This window comes from Mycobacterium hainanense (assembly GCF_041890355.1).
GTDB classification, from domain to species: domain Bacteria; phylum Actinomycetota; class Actinomycetes; order Mycobacteriales; family Mycobacteriaceae; genus Mycobacterium; species Mycobacterium hainanense.
This window is the reverse complement of sequence record NZ_CP169059.1, coordinates 3661175-3679769: the sequence shown is the minus strand read 5'-3', so window position 1 is coordinate 3679769 and position 18595 is coordinate 3661175. Positions and strand designations below refer to the sequence as shown.

The following is an 18595-nucleotide window of genomic DNA, read 5'->3' as shown; positions in this document are numbered from 1 at the left end:
GCGGGTGAGCCGGCCCGTGACCGTTCGCGCCTGCGCTCTTTGGCCTGCTCAGGCCGCCGCCACCACGTCGCCGCGACACCCATCGCGGTTCCAGCTAACTTCCCGCGGCCGCCGTGATCGGTTACGCGCCGGCATCGTCGGGTAACCAGGCTCACAGCAGTAACACCTGTTGAAGGAGATTCTGATGAGGACCACGCGCTACGACAATGAACGCCCTCGCGCGCTGTACATGCCACGTACTCGCGGCGCGCTAACCGGGCTTTTCCTGATTCTGTTGGGCGCCTGGGGCGCGCTGGTGCCGTTCTTCGGGCCCAACATCGACTGGGCGTACATGGCCGACCCGGCGTGGACGTGGACCACGACCAAGGGTTGGCTCGAGGTGCTCCCCGGGGCCGCGGCGGCACTCGGTGGTCTGCTGGTCCTCTTGTCCGGTAACCGCGCCAGCGCCGTCTTCGGCGGTTGGCTGGCGGTCGTTGGCGGCGCCTGGTTCGTGGTCGGCCGCGCGTTCGCGCCGATCCTGCGCATCGGCGACGTCGGTCAACCGGTCGCGTCGACGGACCTGAAACGAGCCCTGCTCGAGGTCACCTACTTCACCGGTCTGGGTGCCCTGATCGTGTTCCTGGGCGGGGCGGCCGTGGCGCGCCTGGCGGTGCGGCACGCGCGAGACGTCGTGGTGACCGAACCCGCCCCGGTGGCTGCCGGCGCGGTCCCGGCGGGCGGCCCGGCCATGTACGACGAGACGCGCGGCGTGACGGCGGCGCCGACGGACCAGGTAGCCGAGCCCCGCGGGCGTGGCTTCTTCGGTCGGCGCGCCGGTGGCGGCCTGTTCCACCGGCACCACCACGCCGGCGTGTAACCGGTACGCGGGAGGCGCCGGTAGCCCCTGGCTACCGGCGCCCTTTCGTGTCCGAGCAGTCCGGGTGTCGGCAGGTCGGTACAGTTGGCGTGCCCACGCGCAGGCCTCGACCCCGAGGAGGAGCGATGATCACCGCCGCGTTGGTATTCGCCGGACTGGCGGCTTTATTGCACGTCTACATCTTCGTGATGGAATCGTTGACCTGGACCTCGCCGCGCACCCGCGCCACGTTCGGCACGACGGCCGAGGAGGCCGAGACCACCAAGCTGCTGGCTTTCAACCAAGGCTTCTACAACCTGTTCCTGGCCGTCGTGACCGCCCTCGGCATCGCGTCGATCATCTTGCGCCACAACGCCGTCGGCGCGGCGCTGATCTTCGCCGGCGTCGGGTCCATGGCCGCGGCCGCCGTGGTTCTGCTCCTGTCGGCACCGGAAAAGGCGCGTGCGGCGGTGACGCAGGGCGTCTTTCCGGTCATCGCGATCGTGCTGTTGCTGCTCGACCTCGTCCATTAACAACTGCCCCACCAGCCACAATGGTCACCGCGGGCAGTGAGTTCCGCGTGCCCGATGGGTTACGAGCGGGAACCGCCGGGTACCCATCCCGCGCCGGAAATAGACCCGGTATTTAACGAGGGGATGTCATGAAATACGCAGAAGACGGCCAAACCCGCGGGCTGAGCATGCCGCGTTCGCGAGGCGCGGTCAGCGGACTGCTCCTGGTCATTCTGGGAGCCTGGGGGGCGTTAATACCGTTTGTCGGACCGCGGTTCAACTTCGCCTACACGCCCGATCGGGAGTGGGCGTGGAGCACGGCCCGAGGGTGGCTCGAGGTGCTGCCGGGAGCGGCGACCGTGCTCGGCGGACTCTTGCTGATCGTCGCCGGAAACCGCGTCGCGGCGATGCTGGGCGGCTGGCTGGCGGTCCTGGCCGGCGCCTGGTTCATCGTGGGTGGCCAGTTCGCGCCGCTGCTGGGCATCGGCTCTGCCGGTGACCCGGTCGCCGCGACCGACCGCAAGCGGGCGGTCCTCGAGGTCAGCTACTTCTCCGGACTGGGTGCGCTGATCGTCTTCGTGGGCGGTGTGGTGCTGGCGCGCACGGCCGTGCGGCTCGCGCGCGACGTGCAGCCCGTCGCGGCGGCGGCCCCCGCGGCGCCGGTCGTCGAACCGTACCGGGAGCCGACGTACGAGCCGGCCGAGGTGTCTTCGGGCGCGCTGACCAAGCCACGCAGCGCTGCCGACCCGGAGCCGAAGCGCGGGTGGCGTCGGCAGCGCTCGGGCGCGGCGACGGGCGCCAACGCCGCGTACCTGCGCTGGCCGCATCCTTCGCAGTAACGCGCTCACACAAGACCGATCGCCAGCCTGAAACCAGGCTGGCGATCGGTCTTTGGTGCCCTTACAGCAGTCCGAGCAACTGCAGGTCGGTGATGTACTTGACGATGATCGGCGGCGAGACATGCGGGATGTCCTTGTCCGGGCCGATTTTCGCCTCCTGCACCGCGGCGCGGAACTTCTCGGTCGGGGCCAGCGAACCGCGCATCGGCTTCTCGGGCTTCTGGTAGTTGTGCAGCAGGGGCAGCAGCGAGTACTGGCGCTGCCGTTCCGGCAGGCCCCGCATCGTCTGCTCGAACCGCCGCAGCCATTCGCCGTAGTCGGCGATGCGCTGGATCCCGTAGCCCGCATCGATCAGCCAGTCGACGTACTCGTCGAGACCGATGCCGTCGTCGTAGGGGTTCATCACGTGGTAGGTCTGGAACCCGTCGCCTTGAGCGGCAGTGTCCAACACCTGCGCCCCGAGCGTCGAGATTGCCGAGGCGATGAACTCGACCGGCAAGCCGTCGTAGTGCGAACGCTGGCGGTTACCCTCGGCGTCCAGCTCGTAGAACGAGCCGGGCGCGACACCGGTGGCGACCAGGCTCAGCATCAGCCGGGTGAACATGTCCGGCAGGTTGAGCTGGCCGGCGTAGGTGGTGTCGGCCAGGATCATGTCGCACCGGAACACCGCGACGGGCAGGCCGCACAGGTCGTGCGCCTCGCGGAGCAGCACCTCGCCGGCCCACTTGCTGTTGCCGTAGCCGTTGGCGTAGTTGTCGTTGATCGCGCGGGTGGCGCTGATCCGGCGGATGTCGGCGTCCTCGACGAACTGACCGGGCTTGATCTGGTCACCGACGCCGATCGTCGACACGTAGGTGTACGGCTTGAGCTTGGTGGTGAGCGCGATGCGGATCAGTTCGGCGGTGCCCAGTGCGTTGGGACCGAACAGCTCGCTGTAGGGCAGCACGTGGTTGACCAGGGCCGCCGGGTCGACGATCAGGTCGACCGTGTCGGCCAGCCACTGCCAGGTCTGCTGGTCCAGGCCGAGGTTGGCCTCGCCCTTGTCGCCGGCGATGACCTCCAGGTGGTCGGCCGCCAGCTGCTGGTAGTGCGCCAACAGCTTGGGGTCTCCACTGTCGAAGGTCTTGTCCAGCCGGACGCGGGCTTCGGCGTCGGACTTGGCGCGAACCAGCGCAATCACCTTGCCGTCGACCATGTCCATGCGCTCGAGCCATTCCAGCGCGAGGTAGCGGCCCAGGAAGCCGGTCGCCCCGGTCAACAGCACTGTGCGCACCTCGGTAGTGGGCTTGGGCAGGCTGGGCGCGGCTGCCAGCGTCTCGGCCTCGAGGAACTTGTCCAGGGTCAGGTCGCTGGCGTGCACCTCGGTCGCGTCACGGCCGTGGACGGCGGCGAAGGTGGGCCGCTTGGTGCCCTGCCGCTCGCCCTCGATGTAGTTGGCGATGGCCGCCAGGTCGCTGGCCGGGCTGACGATGACGCCCACGGGGACGTCGATGTCGAAGATCTCGCGCAGCAGGTTTCCGAAGGTCAACGCCGACAACGAGTCGCCGCCGAGGTCGGTGAAGTGCGCGTCAGGCGTCAGCTCACTGCTCGCCGTGCCCAGCATGGCAGCGGCGGCCCGGGTCACGGTCTGCAGCACGGGTGCGTTCGCGCCGTTGCGCCGCAGTTCGGCCAGCTCGTTGGCCTGCCCCTCGGCCAGCTCGGCATAGAGCTGCTCGAGCCGCTCGCCGTAGTGCGCCTTGAGCTTCGGCCACGCCAGCTTGCGGATCCCGGTCAACAGGCCGTTCTCCAGGCTGAACGGGGTGGTCTCGATGATGAAGTCGCGCGGCACCTCGTAGGACTGCAGCCCGGCCTGACGCGCGACGTTCTGCAGCGAGTCGGCGATCTTGGGTTTGAGCGTCTCCAGGTCACCCGAGGCCAGCGCCTCGTCCGTCGGGACCACGACGGCCAGCAGGTAGGGCTGGGAGCTGTTGCCGTAGACGTAGATCTGGCGCACCAGCGGGCTGTTGCCGAACTCGGCCTCCAGCTTGGCCAGTGTCACGAACTCGCCCTGCGCCAGCTTGAGCACGTTGTTGCGGCGGTCGACATACACCAGCTTGTCGGGTGCGACCTCGGCGAACACGTCGCCGGTCCGGTAGTAGCCGTCCTCGTCGAACACGTTGGCGGTGGTCTCGGCCCGCTTGTAGTAGCCGGGGAACATGTTCTCGGTCCGCAACAACAATTCCCCGCGCGGGTACGGCCGGTCGGTGCTGAAGTAGCCCAGGTCCGGCACATCGACGAGCTTGTAGTCGATCACCGGCGGGCGCTGAATCTCGCCGTCGAACAGCACCATGCCGGCCTCGGTGGAGCCGTAGCCGTCCATCAGGTGCATCTCGAGCAGCGACTCGACCCAGGCGCGCAGCTCCGGCGAGGTGGGCGCCGAGCCCGTCATCGCGAAGATGTATCGCCCGCCCAGCAGGTACTGGCGCTGCTCGGCCAGGACCTCGGCCTCGATCGCGGCACGGTCGCCGCCCTCGGACAGCCGCCGGTCGACGACGCGCTGGAATTCCCCGAACAGGGTCTCCCAGATGCGCGGCACGAAGTTCAGCTCGGTCGGCCGCACCAGCTCGAGGTCCTCGAGCAGGGTGGAGAGGTCGCTCTTGGCCGCGAAGTAGGCCGTGCCGCCGTTGCCGAGCGTGCCGTAGAGGATGCCGCGGCCCATGACGTGGCTCATCGGCATGAAGTTCAGGGTGATCGACGCCGCGCTCTCACCGAACCAGTTCCTGCTGCCCCGGCGCCAGATCTTGGCGACGTTGCTCTGCGGGTACATCGCGCCCTTGGGCGCGCCGGTGCTGCCGGAGGTGTAGATCAGCAGGGCCAGGGGGTCGGGTTCGTCGCTGGTCGGCAGCGGCGCGTCCGGCAACGCCTTGCCGCGCTCGAGCACCTCGGCGAGCGTCTCCACCACCACGTCGGTGTCGGCGAGCCGGGTGCGGGCGGTCTCCACCGCCTCCCGCTCGTCGTCGACCTGCGGGTGGTAGTCGAACACCACCAGCTTGGCGGGCCGGTGGCCACTCAGGATCAACTCCACGGCGTCGGGCAGCTGGTTGGCGCTCGCCGCGATCACGGTGGGCTCGGTCTCGGCCACGATCGGCTGCAGCGAGGTCAGCGACGCGCTGGTCTGCAGCGGGACCGACACCGCGCTGATCGTCGCCAGCGCCATGTCGATGGTGGTGTAGTCGACACTGTTGAAGCCCAGCACGCAGACCCGGTCGCCGGTGTGCACCTCGTCGTGGGACCAGGCGCGGCCGAGCGCTGAAACCCGTTCGCCCAGTTCGCGATAGGTGAGCGTCTCGAATCGGGAAAGCAACCCCAGCCGGCTACGTCCGCTCGCCGGGTCCTTGACGAACTCCACGGCGCGCTGCGCCAGGGCTGGGCGGTCCGCATACCCCTCGAGTACGGTCCGGATCACCTGCGGGAGGCGCAGCCCGGGCTGTTCGAGCGCCGCTTCGATCGCCGGGTCGGGGCGGGCGGCGGCGAACTGGGGGTCGTTGGCGGTCAGGTCCTCGATGCGGCGCTCGAGCCGCTCGTCGTGATTGATGGTCGACATAAGCATTTCCCTTGCAATGAAAGATATTGAGTCATTTCGCGCGTAAGCGCTGATGATTAGAACGTTAGCTAAAGTAACGGTATTCCACCATGGCCGCGCCGACGCGCGTCTTGTGAGATTGCCCACCCAGGCCGGTCGAGTCCCAGGTCTTAGAGGTCGGCGAGGAGTCCCGTCAGGACTTCGAGGCCCTCGTTCAGCAGGTCATCGCTGATGGCCAGCGGCGGCAGCAGCCGGATGATGTTGCCGAACATCCCGCAGGTCAAGACGACGACTCCGGCGGCATGGGCCGCGGTGGACAGCTTCTGCGTCAGCTCCGCGTCGGGCTCGGCGGTTCCTGACTTCACCAACTCGATGGCGATCATCGCGCCGCGACCGCGTACCTCGCCGATCCGATCATCGCCGGCCTGCAGGCGCAACAACGGTTCGGTGATCAGCCGTTCCAATTGCCGGGCCCGCTCGATCAGTCCGTCACTTTCGATCGTGGTAATGGTCGCCAGTGCTGCAGCACAAGCGACTGGATTGCCGCCGAAGGTGCCGCCCAAACCGCCGACGTGCGATGCATCCATAATCTCCGCGCGGCCGGTGACCGCCGAGAGCGGCAGCCCGTCGGCGATGCCCTTGGCGGTGCAGATCAGGTCGGGTTCGATGCCCTCGTGCTCGCACGCGAACATCGCGCCGGTCCGCGCGAACCCGGTCTGCACCTCGTCGGCGATGAACACCACGTCGTTGTTCCGGCACCAGTTGCGCAGGGCGGGCAAAAATCCCTCGGCAGGCACGATGAAGCCGCCTTCGCCGGCGATCGGTTCGATGATGACCGCCGCGAGGCTGTCGGCACCGACCTGGCTCTCGATGACGCCGATCGCCCGGGCGGCGGCCTTCTCCCCGTCGGTGGCCAACTCCTTGTCGAGCAGCCCGTCCCGGTACGGGTAGGACATCGGTGCGCGGTAGACCTCCGGCGCGAACGGGCCGAAGCCGCTCTTGTACGGCTTGGATTTGGCGGTCAGGGCCATCGCCAGGTTGGTGCGCCCGTGGTAGGCGTGATTGAAGGCAACGACGGCGGGCTTGCGGGTGTACGCGCGGGCGACCTTGACGGCGTTCTCGACGGCCTCGGCGCCCGAGTTGAACAGCACCGAACGCTTCTCCCCGGAGCCCGGCGTGATCCGGTTGAGCTCCTCTGCGACGGCGACGTACTGCTCGTAGGGCACGACCATGAAGCAGGTGTGGGTGAAGTCGGCGACCTGGGCGCGCACCGCCTCCACCACCCGGGGCGAGGAGTTGCCGACCGTGGTCACCGCGATGCCGGAGGCCAGGTCGATGAGCCGGTTGCCGTCGACGTCCTCGATGATGCCGCCGAAGGCCCGCGCCACGAAAACCGGCAACGAGACGTTGACCCCGTGCGACACCGCCGCCGCGCGACGTTTGGTCAGCTCCAGCGAAGCGGGACCGGGGATTTCGGTGACCAGCTGGCGAGTCTGCTGGAGGCCGGCCACGATTTCTCCTCACCGCGGCGCGGCTGTCACGTCGCGACTCAAGCCTATCCGGCGCGGCCCCGCCCGGCCTCTCGTGCACGGCGGCGCTCGGGAGCGACCTGCGGCAATGGCACACTGGCCGGTACGAGGTGCGCGGCCCGCGGGTCGTCCCGGCCACCGATGGCATTGAAGTGCCAGCACGAAGCCACTACGAAAAGACAGGCCCGTTCATGGAAAGTTTGATCCTGTTCCTGCCCTTCCTGCTCATCATGGGCGGGTTCATGTACTTCGCGTCGCGGCGCCAGAAGCGCGCCATGCAGGCCACCATCGACCTGTACGAGTCGTTGCAGCCGGGCGACCGCGTCCACACCACGTCGGGACTCGAGGCCACGGTCGTCGAGATCACGGACGACACCGTCGACCTCGAGATCGCGCCCGGCGTGGTCACCACCTGGATGAAGCTGGCGATCCGTGATCGGATCCTGCCCGAGGACGACGACCTCGCCGCCGACGACGACGCGGACGACTTGGAAGAATTCGGCGACAACCGCGCGACCAAGGATTCCTGACGGGAATTGCGGCCCAAACCCACCAGCGGCGCAATCGCCGGCCTTTAGGCACGTAGTCTTTTCTAGGCTTTGTCCGGGGTAAGAAACCGATTTCGAGGAGATAGAAGGAACGTGGCATCGTCTTCGGCGCCGGTGCACCCTGCCCGCTACCTATCCGTCTTCCTGTTGCTGCTCGTCGGCGTCTACCTGCTGGTGTTCTTGACCGGTGACAAGCGCGCCGCCCCCAAGCTCGGCATCGATCTGCAGGGTGGCACCCGCGTCACGTTGACCGCGCGCACCCCGGACGGCTCGCGTCCGAGCCGCGACGCGCTGGCGCAGGCGCAGCAGATCATCAGCGCGCGGGTCAACGGTCTGGGCGTCTCCGGTTCGGAGGTCGTGGTCGACGGCGACAACCTGGTCATCACCGTGCCCGGAAACGACGGCAACGAGGCGCGCAACCTGGGGCAGACCGCCCGGCTCTACATCCGCCCGGTGCTCAACTCGATGCCGGCGCAGGAGCTCCAGCCCAAGCCCGCGCCGCACGCGCCCCCGCCGGGCCAGGCTCCGCCTCCCGGCCAGCCGGCCCCCGGCGTCGCCCCGCCGCCCGGTCAGGCGCCGCCCGGTCAGCCCGCACCGGGCCAGCCCGCACCGGGCCAGCCCGCTCCCCAGGGTGGGCGGCCGCCGGCCCAGCCGCGGCCCTATCCGCAGGACCCCCCGCCTCCGCCCAGCCCCCCCGCGCCGCCGAGCCCGGCGCCGGCACCCGGCCCCGCTCCCACACCGGCGCCCGCCGGGAACGCCCCGCCACCGGCCGACGTGCCGCCGGCCGAGCAGCCCGCGCCCCCGGACCCGCGCAAGGAGCTCGCCGAGCGCATCGCCGATGAGAAGAAGTGGCGGCAGAGCACCCGTCAGGGCGTCCAGTTCCTGGCGCTGCAATTCCAGGCGACCCGGTGCGACAAAGAGGACATCCTCGCCGGCAACGACGACCCGAACCTGCCCCTGGTGACCTGCTCGACCGACCACAAGGTGGCGTATCTGCTGGCACCGTCGATCATCAGCGGCGACCAGATCCAGGACGCCACCTCGGGGATGAACCAGCGCGGCATCGGCTACGTGGTCGACGTGCAGTTCAAGCCGGCGGCCGCCAACACCTGGGCCGACTTCACCGCCGCCCACATCGGCACCCAGACCGCCTTCACGCTGGATTCCCAGGTCGTCAGCGCTCCGATGATCCAGGAGGCCATCCCCGGCGGCCGGACGCAGATCACCGGTGGCGACCCGCCGTTCACGGCCGCGACCGCCAAGCAGCTGGCCAACGTCCTCAAGTACGGCTCGCTGCCGCTGTCCTTCGAAGCGTCGGAGGCGCAAACCGTCTCGGCGACACTGGGATTGACCTCGTTGCGGGCGGGGCTGATCGCGGGTGCCATCGGGCTGGTCCTGGTGTTGCTGTATTCGTTGCTGTACTACCGGGTGCTGGGCCTGCTGACGGCCCTGTCCTTGATCGCGTCCGGTGCAATGGTTTTCGCGATCCTGGTGATCCTTGGCCGTCAGATCAACTACACCCTCGACCTCGCCGGCATCGCGGGCCTGATCATCGGTATCGGCACCACGGCGGACTCGTTCGTGGTGTTCTTCGAACGCATCAAGGACGAGATCCGCGAGGGTCGATCGTTTCGGTCGGCGGTGCCCCGAGGCTGGGTGCGGGCCCGCAAGACGATCGTGTCCGGCAACGCCGTCACGTTCCTAGCCGCCGCCGTGCTGTACGCCCTGGCGATCGGTCAGGTGCGGGGATTCGCGTTCACGCTGGGGCTCACCACGATCCTCGACGTCGTGGTCGTGTTCCTGGTGACCTGGCCGATGATCTACCTGGCGTCGAGGTCGTCGACGCTGGCCAAACCCGCATACAACGGCCTGGGGGCCGTGCAGCAGGTGGCCCGCGAACGCCGGGCTTCGCAAGTGAAGACGGGACGGGGATAGCCCATGAGTGCCTCCAAGGCATCCAAGGACGCGACCGAAATCACCGAGGCCACCAGCGACGCCGCGCAATTGACCGACGGCGGCGCCGGCGAGCAGCGGCACGGCTTCATCTCGCGGCTCTACACCGGCACCGGCGCGTTCGAGGTGATCGGCCGCCGCCGCCTGTGGTACGGGATCAGCGGGGCGATCGTCGCGGTGGCGATACTGTCAATCCTGTTGCGCGGCTTCACGTTCGGCATCGATTTCAAGGGCGGCACCACGGTGTCGATGCCCCGCGGCACCGTCCAGACGTCGCAAGTGTCCGACGTCTTCAGGAAGACCATCGGCCGGGATCCGGAGTCGGTGGTGATCGTCGGCAACGGCGGGTCCGCGACCGTGCAGATCCGCTCGGAAACGCTGACCAACGACCAGACGACCAAGCTGCGCAACGCCCTATTCGACGCCTTCCAGCCGAAGGGCGCCGACGGTAAGCCCAGCAAGCAGGCCATCAGCGACGCGGCGGTGTCCGAGACCTGGGGTGACCAGATCACCAATAAGGCGCTGATCGCGCTCGTGGTGTTCCTGGCGTTGGTCAGCCTGTACATCACGGTCCGGTACGAGCGGTACATGGCCGTCTCCGCGCTGACGACGATGGTCTTCGACCTGACCGTCACCGCGGGGGTGTACTCGCTCGTCGGTTTCGAGGTCACCCCGGCCACCGTCATCGGCCTACTGACCATCCTCGGGTTCTCGCTCTACGACACCGTCATCGTGTTCGACAAGGTCGAGGAGAACACCCACGGCTTCCAGCACACCACCCGCCGCACGTTCGCCGAGCAGGCCAACCTGGCGATCAACCAGACTTTCATGCGCTCGATCAACACCAGCCTGATCGGCGTGCTGCCGGTGCTGGCGCTGATGGTGGTGGCGGTGTGGCTGCTGGGCGTGGGCACGCTCAAGGACCTGGCGCTGGTCCAGCTGGTCGGCATCATCGTCGGTACCTACTCGTCGATCTTCTTCGCCACTCCGCTGCTCGTCACGCTCCGCGAGCGCACGGAGCTGGTGCGTACGCACACGCGCCGCGTCACGCGGCGCCGCAAGGGCGGCGCCGAACCCGCGGAGGAGACGAAGGCCGCCGACGAGACGACGGCCGCCGAGGACGAAGCGGCGCCGCCGGCGACCACCCCGTCCGACAAGCCCGCACCGAACAAGCCGGCGCCGGGCGCGCGCCCGGCGCGCCCGACCGGGACCCGGCGTCCGAGCGGCAAGCGAAACGCCGGCCGGCGGTAGGCGCCATGGCCGCCAGGTACCGCCTCGCTTGGGGCGCTATCGGTCTGACCGCACTGCTCGTCGCGGCCGTCACGCTGACCGCGTGCTCGGGCAGCGCCGCCTCCCAGGTCGACTACGTGGTCGACGGGCGGCTGGTCACCTACAACACCAACACCGTCGTCGGCGCGGCATCGGCCGGGGCGCAGGCCTTCGCCCGCACACTCGTCGGCTTCAGCTACCACGGCCCGGACGGGCAGACCGTCGCCGACCGTGACTTCGGCACCGTCTCGGTGGTCGGCGGCTCGCCGCTGGTGCTCGACTACCAGATCGCCGACAACGCGGTGTATTCCGACGGCAAGCCGGTGACCTGCGACGACCTGGTGCTCACGTGGGCGGCCCAGTCCGGCCGGTACCCCGATTTCAACGCCGCCACCCAGGCCGGTTACCTCGACATCGCCAACGTCGAGTGCCTGCCCGGGCAGAAGAAGGCCCGGGTGTCGTTCGTCCCGGACCGCGGCGTCGTCGACTACAACCAGCTGTTCACCGCCACCACGCTGATGCCGTCGCACGTCATCGCCGACCAGCTGCACATCGACGTGACCGCGGCGCTGCTGAGCAACAACACTCAGCTGGTGCAGCAGATCGCCAAGCTGTGGAACACCATTTGGGACCTCAAGCCCGGCCTGGACCTGAAGAACTTCCCCTCGTCGGGCCCGTACAAGATCGAACGCGTCCTGGACGGCGGCGCGGTGGTGCTCGTCGCCAACGACCGGTGGTGGGGTCCCAAGGCCATCACCAAGCGCATCACCGTGTGGCCGCAGGGCCCCGACATCCAGGACCGCGTCAACAACCGCAGCGTCGACGTGGTCGACGTGGCGGCGGGCTCGTCGGGAACGCTGACCACCCCGGACAACTACGTCCGCGCCGATTCACCGTCGGCCGGCGTCGAGCAGCTGATCTTCGCCCCGCAGGGTCCCCTCTCGCAGCCGAAGGCCCGGCGCGCGCTCGCGCTGTGCACGCCCCGCGACACCCTCGCGCGCGACGCGGGCGTGCCGATCGCCAATTCGCGCCTGAACCCCGCCGCCGACGACCCCGTCACCGCCGGCGACGGCGCCGCCGAGGCCGCCCCGTTCGCCAAGGCGGACCCCGCCGCCGCCCGCGCCGCGCTCGGCGGCGCGCCGACGGCGGTGCGGATCGGCTACCCGGGACCCAACGCGCGGCTCGCGGTCAACGTCGGGGTGATCACCAAAGCCTGCGCCGCGGCCGGGATCAGCGTCGTCAACGTCGCCCTGGACACCTCGGGGCCGCAGGCCCTCAAGGACGGGAAGATCGACGTGCTGCTGGCCAGCACCGGCGGCGCCACGGGCAGCGGGTCGACGGGGTCGTCGGCGATGGACGCCTACGACCTGCACAGCGGCAACGGCAACAACCTGTCCGGTTACTCGAACCCGCAGATCGACAGCGCCATCGGGGCGCTGGCGGTGTCGGCCGACCCCGCCGAACGCGTCCGGCTGCTGGGGGAGGCGGCGCCGGTGCTGTGGGGCGACATGCCCACGTTGCCCCTCTACCGGCAGCAACGCACGCTCCTGATGTCGAAGAAGATGTACGCGGTGAGCAAGAACCCGACCCGCTGGGGCGCGGGCTGGAACATGGACCGATGGGCCCTGGTGCAGTGACGAGCGTCGGCGGGACCTCGCCGGTGGCGAACGTCATCGGTGCGCTGCTGCGCGAGGTCTCGGACTTCCCCAAGCCGGGCGTCCAGTTCAAGGACCTCACCCCGGTGTTCGCCGACCCGCGGGGGCTGACGGCGGTCACCGACGCGCTGGCCGAGATCGCGTCCGGCGCCGACCTGGTGGCGGGAATCGACTCCCGCGGGTTCCTGGCTGCGGCGGCCGTGGCCGACCGGCTGCGCACCGGCGTGCTGGCCATCCGCAAGGGCGGAAAGCTGCCGCCGCCGGTGCACGCCGAGAACTACGACCTGGAGTACGGCAGCGCCACGCTGGAGATCCCCGCCGACGGCATCGAATTGCGGGGACGCCATGTGGTGATCATCGACGACGTGCTGGCCACCGGGGGCACCCTGGCCGCGGCCGCCCGGCTGCTGGAACGCACCGGCGCCACCGTGATCGCGGCGGCGGTGGTCCTCGAATTGACCGCGCTCGGGGGCCGTCAGGCGGTCGCGAACCTGCCGGTGCACAGCCTGAGTCGGGTCTAGCGGGCCAACCGCGCGATATCCTCGAGGTCGGAGGTGACCAACGTGGCGGACGAGAAGAGCGGGGCGCAGGCGCTTGACGCGCCCACTGACGTCGCGGAGTCGCTGCTGGTCGGGGAGCCGGTCACGGCCCAGGCCGCCGAGCCGCCGGAGCAGCCGACCGAGACGCTGAAGACCACCAGCAGCGCGTCGCGCCGGGTCCGGGCCAGGCTGGCCCGCCGGATGACCTCCCAGCGCACCACGCTCAACCCGGTGCTGGAACCACTGGTGGCGGTGCACCGCGAGATCTATCCGAAGGCGAACCTGTCGCTGCTGCAGCGCGCCTTCGAGGTCGCCGACCAGCGGCACGCCACGCAGTTGCGCCACTCCGGCGACCCCTACATCACCCACCCGCTGGCTGTCGCGAACATCCTCGCCGAATTGGGCATGGACACCACGACTTTGGTGGCCGCGCTGCTGCACGACACGATCGAGGACACCGGCTACACGCTCGAGCAGATGTCCGAGGAGTTCGGCGAAGAGGTGGCGCACCTCGTCGACGGCGTGACCAAGCTGGATCGGGTGGTGCTGGGCAGCGCCGCCGAGGGCGAGACGATCCGCAAGATGATCACCGCGATGGCCCGCGACCCCCGGGTGCTGGTGATCAAGGTCGCCGACCGGTTGCACAACATGCGCACCATGCGCTTCCTGCCGCCGGAGAAGCAGGCGCGCAAGGCCCGTGAGACGCTGGAAGTGATTGCGCCCCTTGCTCACCGGCTGGGTATGGCCAGCGTCAAGTGGGAATTGGAAGACCTGTCCTTCGCGATCCTGCACCCGAAGAAGTACGACGAGATCGTCCGGCTGGTCGCCGGCCGCGCACCGTCGCGGGACACCTACCTGGCGAAGGTCCGCGCCGAGATCACCAACACCCTGAGCGCCTCGAAGATCAAGGCGACGGTGGAGGGCCGGCCCAAGCATTACTGGTCCATCTACCAAAAGATGATCGTCAAGGGACGCGACTTCGACGACATCCACGACTTGGTCGGCATCCGGATCCTGTGCGACGAGATCCGGGACTGCTATGCCGCTGTCGGCGTGGTGCATTCGCTGTGGCAGCCGATGGCGGGACGGTTCAAGGATTACATCGCCCAGCCGAGATACGGCGTCTACCAGTCGCTGCACACCACCGTCGTCGGTCCCGAGGGCAAACCTCTCGAGGTGCAGATCCGCACCCGGGACATGCACCGCACCGCCGAATACGGCATCGCCGCGCACTGGCGGTACAAGGAATCCAAGGGCCGCAACGGCGTTCCGCATCCGCACGCCGCCGCCGAGATCGACGACATGGCCTGGATGCGTCAGCTGCTCGACTGGCAGCGGGAGGCCGCCGACCCCGGCGAGTTCCTGGAATCGTTGCGCTACGACCTTGCCGTGCAAGAGATCTTCGTGTTCACCCCCAAGGGTGATGTGATCACCCTGCCCAACGGCTCGACGCCGGTGGACTTCGCCTATGCGGTGCACACCGAGGTGGGCCACCGCTGCATCGGGGCCCGGGTCAACGGCCGGTTGGTGGCGCTGGAACGAAAGCTGGAAAACGGCGAAGTCGTCGAGGTTTTCACGTCCAAGGCGCCCAACGCCGGGCCGTCGCGCGACTGGCAGCAGTTCGTGGTGTCGCCGCGCGCCAAAGCCAAGATCCGCCAGTGGTTCGCCAAGGAGCGCCGTGAGGAGGCGCTGGAAGCCGGCAAAGAGGCGATGGCGCGCGAGGTGCGCCGGGGTGGACTTCCCTTGCAGCGCTTGGTCAATGGCGAATCCATGGCGGCGGTGGCCCGCGAATTGCACTACACCGACGTGTCCGCGCTCTACACCGCGATCGGCGAGGGCCACGTGTCGGCCCGCCATGTGGTGCAGCGGCTGCTCGCCGAACTGGGCGGGATCGACCAGGCCGAAGAGGAGCTGGCCGAGCGTTCCACGCCGACGACCATGCTGCGCCGCCCGCGCAGCAGCGACGACGTCGGTGTCTCGGTGCCCGGCGCCCCGGGTGTGCTGTCCAAGCTGGCCAAGTGCTGCACGCCGGTGCCCGGCGACCAGATCATGGGGTTCGTCACGCGCGGCGGGGGAGTGAGCGTGCACCGCACCGACTGCACCAACGCGGCGTCGCTGCAACAGCAGTCCGAGCGGATCATCGAGGTGCATTGGGCGCCGTCGCCGTCGTCGGTGTTCCTGGTGGCCATCCAGGTCGAGGCGCTCGACCGGCACCGGTTGCTTTCCGACGTCACCCGGGTGCTCGCCGACGAGAAGGTCAACATCCTGTCGGCGTCGGTCACCACCTCCGGCGACCGCGTGGCGATCAGCCGGTTCACCTTCGAGATGGGCGACCCGAAGCACCTCGGTCACCTGCTCAACGTGGTGCGCAACGTCGAAGGCGTATTCGACGTCTACCGCGTGACGTCCGCGGCCTAGGGCGCCCGCCGGCCGCGCTTAGCGCACGGATCGTGGCACGTCCACCTCGACGGTGCCCACTTGGACTTCCAGCACGTTCTCCGGTGCCCCGAAACGGATCTCCACCGCACTCTTGGTTGTCAAGACGCCCTCCTGCTTGGGTTCGCAGGTCGGGTACCCGGTGTGGCGCGTTCTAGCCGATGCGCACCGAGTTGATGGTGACCGGGTTGGTGGGGGCGCCGCTCTGCCGGTTACCGGCGATGCCGGCCTCGGCGACCTTGTCCAGGACCGCCAGACCGGCCTGAGTGACGGTGCCGAGCACGGTGCTCGTCGGCTGCAATTCGGAGTCCCGGAAAACGAAGGAGAACTGGCTGCCGTTGGTGTTCGGGCCGTCGACGGCCATAATCACGCTGCCGCGCGGATAGAGCACGGTCGCCCTGAGCCCGGGATCCCCGGCCGGGTATTGATCGGTCGGGTACTCGTCGGCGAACTGGTAGCCCGGGCCACCGGAGCCGTCGGCCTCGGGACCACCGCACAGCAGCGATCCGCCGTCGGTGGAATTGATCAGCCGGGCGCACTGGGTGTTGTCGAAGAACTGCTGCCTGGCGAGGCTGACGAAACTGTTTACCGTGCAAGGGGATTCGGAGTTGGCGAGCTGGATGCCGATGTCACCGAAGTTGGTGGAGACGGTGGCCGGGATCTCCGCGGGTTCGGTGGAGACCCTGCCCGACGGGGGCGGGCTGACGGGTTTGACGACGGTGTCCGGCGCGCTGGGGTACTGGCAATTGGCGCCCAGGTCGGCCGGCGGCGCGAACGCCGGCAGTGGGGGCACGGTCGCCATCGCCTGCCCGGTCGGTCCTGAGCCTGCACCAGCCCTGTTGGGCACCCGGGCGCGGGACACGCTGGTGGACGCCGCGCCGTTGGCGGACCCGTCGTCCTGGGTCACCAGCGCGATCACCAGCGCCACCACCGCGGCCAGCGCCAGCGTGGATGCGCCGACGATGCCCAGCAACAGACGCCGGGATTGCGTTGGGGCGCGATACGACGGCTGCGGGTCCGGGCTGGGGCCGGTGGAGGGAAAGTCCTGTGTGGGCGGCCCGGCGGCCGGAGGCGGCGGCGTGGCCGGCGAATGCGGGGAACTCCATGCCGCGGTTCCGGCCGGGCTGGCCAACGCCGCCCTGGCGGCCTCGGCGAGCTCGATTGCCGACTGATAGCGCTGTTCAACGTCTTTGGCCATCCCGCGGGCGATCACCGCGTCGAGTGCCGGGGAGAGGCCGGCCACGGTTGTCGACGGTCGCGGCGGCGGGGTGTTGAGGTGAGCGTTGAGTTGCTCCTCGAGGCTTTCGCCGACATAGGGGCGGTTGCCGGTCAGGCACTCGTACAGCACGCAGGCCAACGAATACACGTCGGCGCGGTGATCCGTTGCGCCCCTGAATCGCTCGGGCGCCATGTAGGCGACGGTGCCCATCGTGTGACCGGTCTGCGTGAGCGACGTGTCGGCCAGCGTGCGGGCGATGCCGAAGTCGATGAGGTAGACGAAGTCCCGCGCCGTGGTGACCAAGATGTTCTTCGGCTTGATGTCGCGATGGACCAGCCCCGCCTGGTGCGCGCTGTCGAGCGCCGCGGCAACCTGTTCGATCACGGCGACCGCGCGCTCCGGGGACAGTCGCCCACCGTTTTCGGCGATGTAGCACAACAGGTCGCGGCCCTCGATCAGCCGCATGTCGACATAGAGCCGGCCGTCGATCTCCCCGTAACTGTGGATGGGCACCACATGCGGGTCGTTCAGGCTCGCCGCGATGCGCGCCTCCCGGCGGAATCGTTGCTGAAACTCCTGATCCTGCGCCATGTTCGGCGGCAGCACCTTGAGCGCGACAACCCGGTCGGTGGCGGCGTCGTAGGCGCGGTAGACCTCGCCCATGCCCCCGCGCCCCAGGACGTCCAGCAATTGGTAATGCCCGAAAGATTCTGACCCCACGCCACGACCTTAAGCGGTGAACCGCCCGCGGGTCGCGCAATCGGCGGACTGCGTTGCGCCGCTTGCCTTTAGTCGAGCAACAGCGAGGTGATGGTGACCTCGGTGGCGGGGGCGCCATCCTCGCCGCCGCTGGCCACGCCGGCTTTGGCGATCTTGTCCAGCGTTGCCAGCCCGTCGGGCTGGATGGTGCCGAAGACGGTGTACTGGGGCGGCAGCTGGGAGTCCTTGTACACCATGAAGAACTGGCTGCCGTTCGTGCCGGGCCCCGCGTTGGCCATCGCCAGGGTGCCGCGCGGGTAGAGGACAGGCTGCTGCGCCTTCGGGTCGTTCGGCGGGTACTGGTCGGTCGGGTATTCGTTGGCGAACTGGTAGCCCGGACCGCCGGTGCCGTCGCCCTTGGGGTCACCGCACTGCAGGACACCCAGGTCCGCCGACGTGGTCAGCCGGTGACACTTGGTGTTGTCGAAGTATTTCTGACCGATCAGGCTCGCGAAACTGTTTACCGTGCAGGGTGATTCGTTGTTGGCCAGCATGAGTCCGATGCGGCCCTGGTTGGTCACCATGCTGGCGCTCACCTGGGCCGGGTCCGTCGGCACCTTGCCGGTGCGCGGCGGCTTGACCTGCTTGGCGGCCGGTTCCGGTGACGCCGGGTACTGGCAGTTGGCGCCGAGGTCGGCCGACGGCTTGAACGCCGGCAACGGCGGAACGGGCGGCGTCGGCCCGGCGGGCGTGGTGGTCTCCGAGGAGCTGCTGGGGGCCGAGGTGGTGGAGCTCGCGGCGCTGTTGCTCTTGTGCTCGTGCCTGGTGTTGATCACGGCGAGCGCCACCGCGACGACCACGGCCACGGCCACCAGCGAGCCGGCGGCGATCACCACGATCCGGCGCATTTTGGCTTGCTTCGCGCGGCGCTCCAGCTGCCGTTCGAGCTTGCGCTTGGCGTTGGCACGTCGCTGTTCGTTGGTCGGCACGGCCGTATGCC

At 68.9% G+C, this 18595-nt stretch carries 13 protein-coding genes; 9 read left to right on the top strand and 4 right to left on the bottom strand.

The window, feature by feature from the left end; all coding sequences use genetic code 11:
• Nucleotides 1-184: 184 nt before the first annotated feature.
• From ACEL92_RS16875 to ACEL92_RS16865, 3 genes are all read left to right on the top strand, one after another.
• The gene (locus ACEL92_RS16875; protein ID WP_374021872.1) at nucleotides 185-856 is read left to right on the top strand and encodes a hypothetical protein; all 672 of its coding nucleotides are present in this window, start codon (nucleotides 185-187) and stop codon (nucleotides 854-856) included.
• Between the two features lie 125 nt (nucleotides 857-981).
• A complete protein-coding gene (locus tag ACEL92_RS16870) occupies nucleotides 982-1368 on the top strand; it encodes a DUF1304 domain-containing protein (RefSeq protein ID WP_374021871.1) in 387 nt (128 codons plus the stop codon).
• A 128-nt stretch (nucleotides 1369-1496) separates the two neighbouring features.
• Nucleotides 1497-2186 carry a hypothetical protein gene (locus ACEL92_RS16865; RefSeq protein WP_374021870.1) on the top strand — a complete coding sequence of 230 codons (690 nt, stop codon included), beginning with the start codon at nucleotides 1497-1499 and terminating at the stop codon, nucleotides 2184-2186.
• A 61-nt stretch (nucleotides 2187-2247) separates the two neighbouring features.
• Here ACEL92_RS16865 and car read toward each other — a convergent pair whose 3' ends face one another.
• Both car and gabT read right to left on the bottom strand, forming a co-directional pair.
• Entirely contained in the window at nucleotides 2248-5769 is a 3522-nt protein-coding gene (gene car / locus ACEL92_RS16860) for a carboxylic acid reductase (protein WP_374021869.1), read from the bottom strand.
• 149 nt (nucleotides 5770-5918) lie between these two features.
• Nucleotides 5919-7259 carry a 4-aminobutyrate--2-oxoglutarate transaminase gene (gabT, locus tag ACEL92_RS16855; RefSeq protein WP_374021868.1) on the bottom strand — a complete coding sequence of 447 codons (1341 nt, stop codon included), beginning with the start codon at nucleotides 7257-7259 and terminating at the stop codon, nucleotides 5919-5921.
• 209 nt (nucleotides 7260-7468) lie between these two features.
• On the opposite strand from gabT, the gene yajC reads away from it, so the two are divergent.
• The 6 genes from yajC (at nucleotide 7469) to ACEL92_RS16825 (ending at nucleotide 15659) form a co-directional block, all read left to right on the top strand.
• Nucleotides 7469-7807, top strand: coding sequence for a preprotein translocase subunit YajC (yajC, locus tag ACEL92_RS16850; RefSeq protein WP_374021867.1), 339 nt, complete (start codon nucleotides 7469-7471; stop codon nucleotides 7805-7807).
• A 111-nt stretch (nucleotides 7808-7918) separates the two neighbouring features.
• On the top strand, nucleotides 7919-9760 hold the full coding sequence (gene secD, locus ACEL92_RS16845; RefSeq protein ID WP_374021866.1) for a protein translocase subunit SecD: 1842 nt from the start codon (nucleotides 7919-7921) through the stop codon (nucleotides 9758-9760).
• 3 nt (nucleotides 9761-9763) lie between these two features.
• Complete coding sequence (gene secF, locus ACEL92_RS16840) at nucleotides 9764-11029, top strand: protein translocase subunit SecF (protein ID WP_374021865.1); 1266 nt, start codon at nucleotides 9764-9766, stop codon at nucleotides 11027-11029.
• Nucleotides 11030-11034: 5 nt separating this feature from the next.
• Nucleotides 11035-12684 carry an ABC transporter substrate-binding protein gene (locus ACEL92_RS16835; protein WP_374021864.1) on the top strand — a complete coding sequence of 550 codons (1650 nt, stop codon included), beginning with the start codon at nucleotides 11035-11037 and terminating at the stop codon, nucleotides 12682-12684.
• Complete coding sequence (locus tag ACEL92_RS16830; RefSeq protein ID WP_374021863.1) at nucleotides 12666-13223, top strand: adenine phosphoribosyltransferase; 558 nt, start codon at nucleotides 12666-12668, stop codon at nucleotides 13221-13223. The genes ACEL92_RS16835 and ACEL92_RS16830 overlap by 19 nt, the downstream gene beginning before the upstream one ends.
• Nucleotides 13224-13265: 42 nt before the next feature.
• Entirely contained in the window at nucleotides 13266-15659 is a 2394-nt protein-coding gene (locus tag ACEL92_RS16825) for a bifunctional (p)ppGpp synthetase/guanosine-3',5'-bis(diphosphate) 3'-pyrophosphohydrolase (protein ID WP_374021862.1), read from the top strand.
• A gap of 172 nt (nucleotides 15660-15831) precedes the next feature.
• On the opposite strand, the gene ACEL92_RS16820 is transcribed toward ACEL92_RS16825, so the two are convergent.
• Both ACEL92_RS16820 and ACEL92_RS16815 read right to left on the bottom strand, forming a co-directional pair.
• On the bottom strand, nucleotides 15832-17616 hold the full coding sequence (locus ACEL92_RS16820) for a protein kinase (RefSeq protein WP_374021861.1): 1785 nt from the start codon (nucleotides 17614-17616) through the stop codon (nucleotides 15832-15834).
• Nucleotides 17617-17684: 68 nt separating this feature from the next.
• A complete protein-coding gene (locus ACEL92_RS16815) occupies nucleotides 17685-18584 on the bottom strand; it encodes a peptidylprolyl isomerase (RefSeq protein WP_374021860.1) in 900 nt (299 codons plus the stop codon).
• Nucleotides 18585-18595 lie beyond the last annotated feature (11 nt).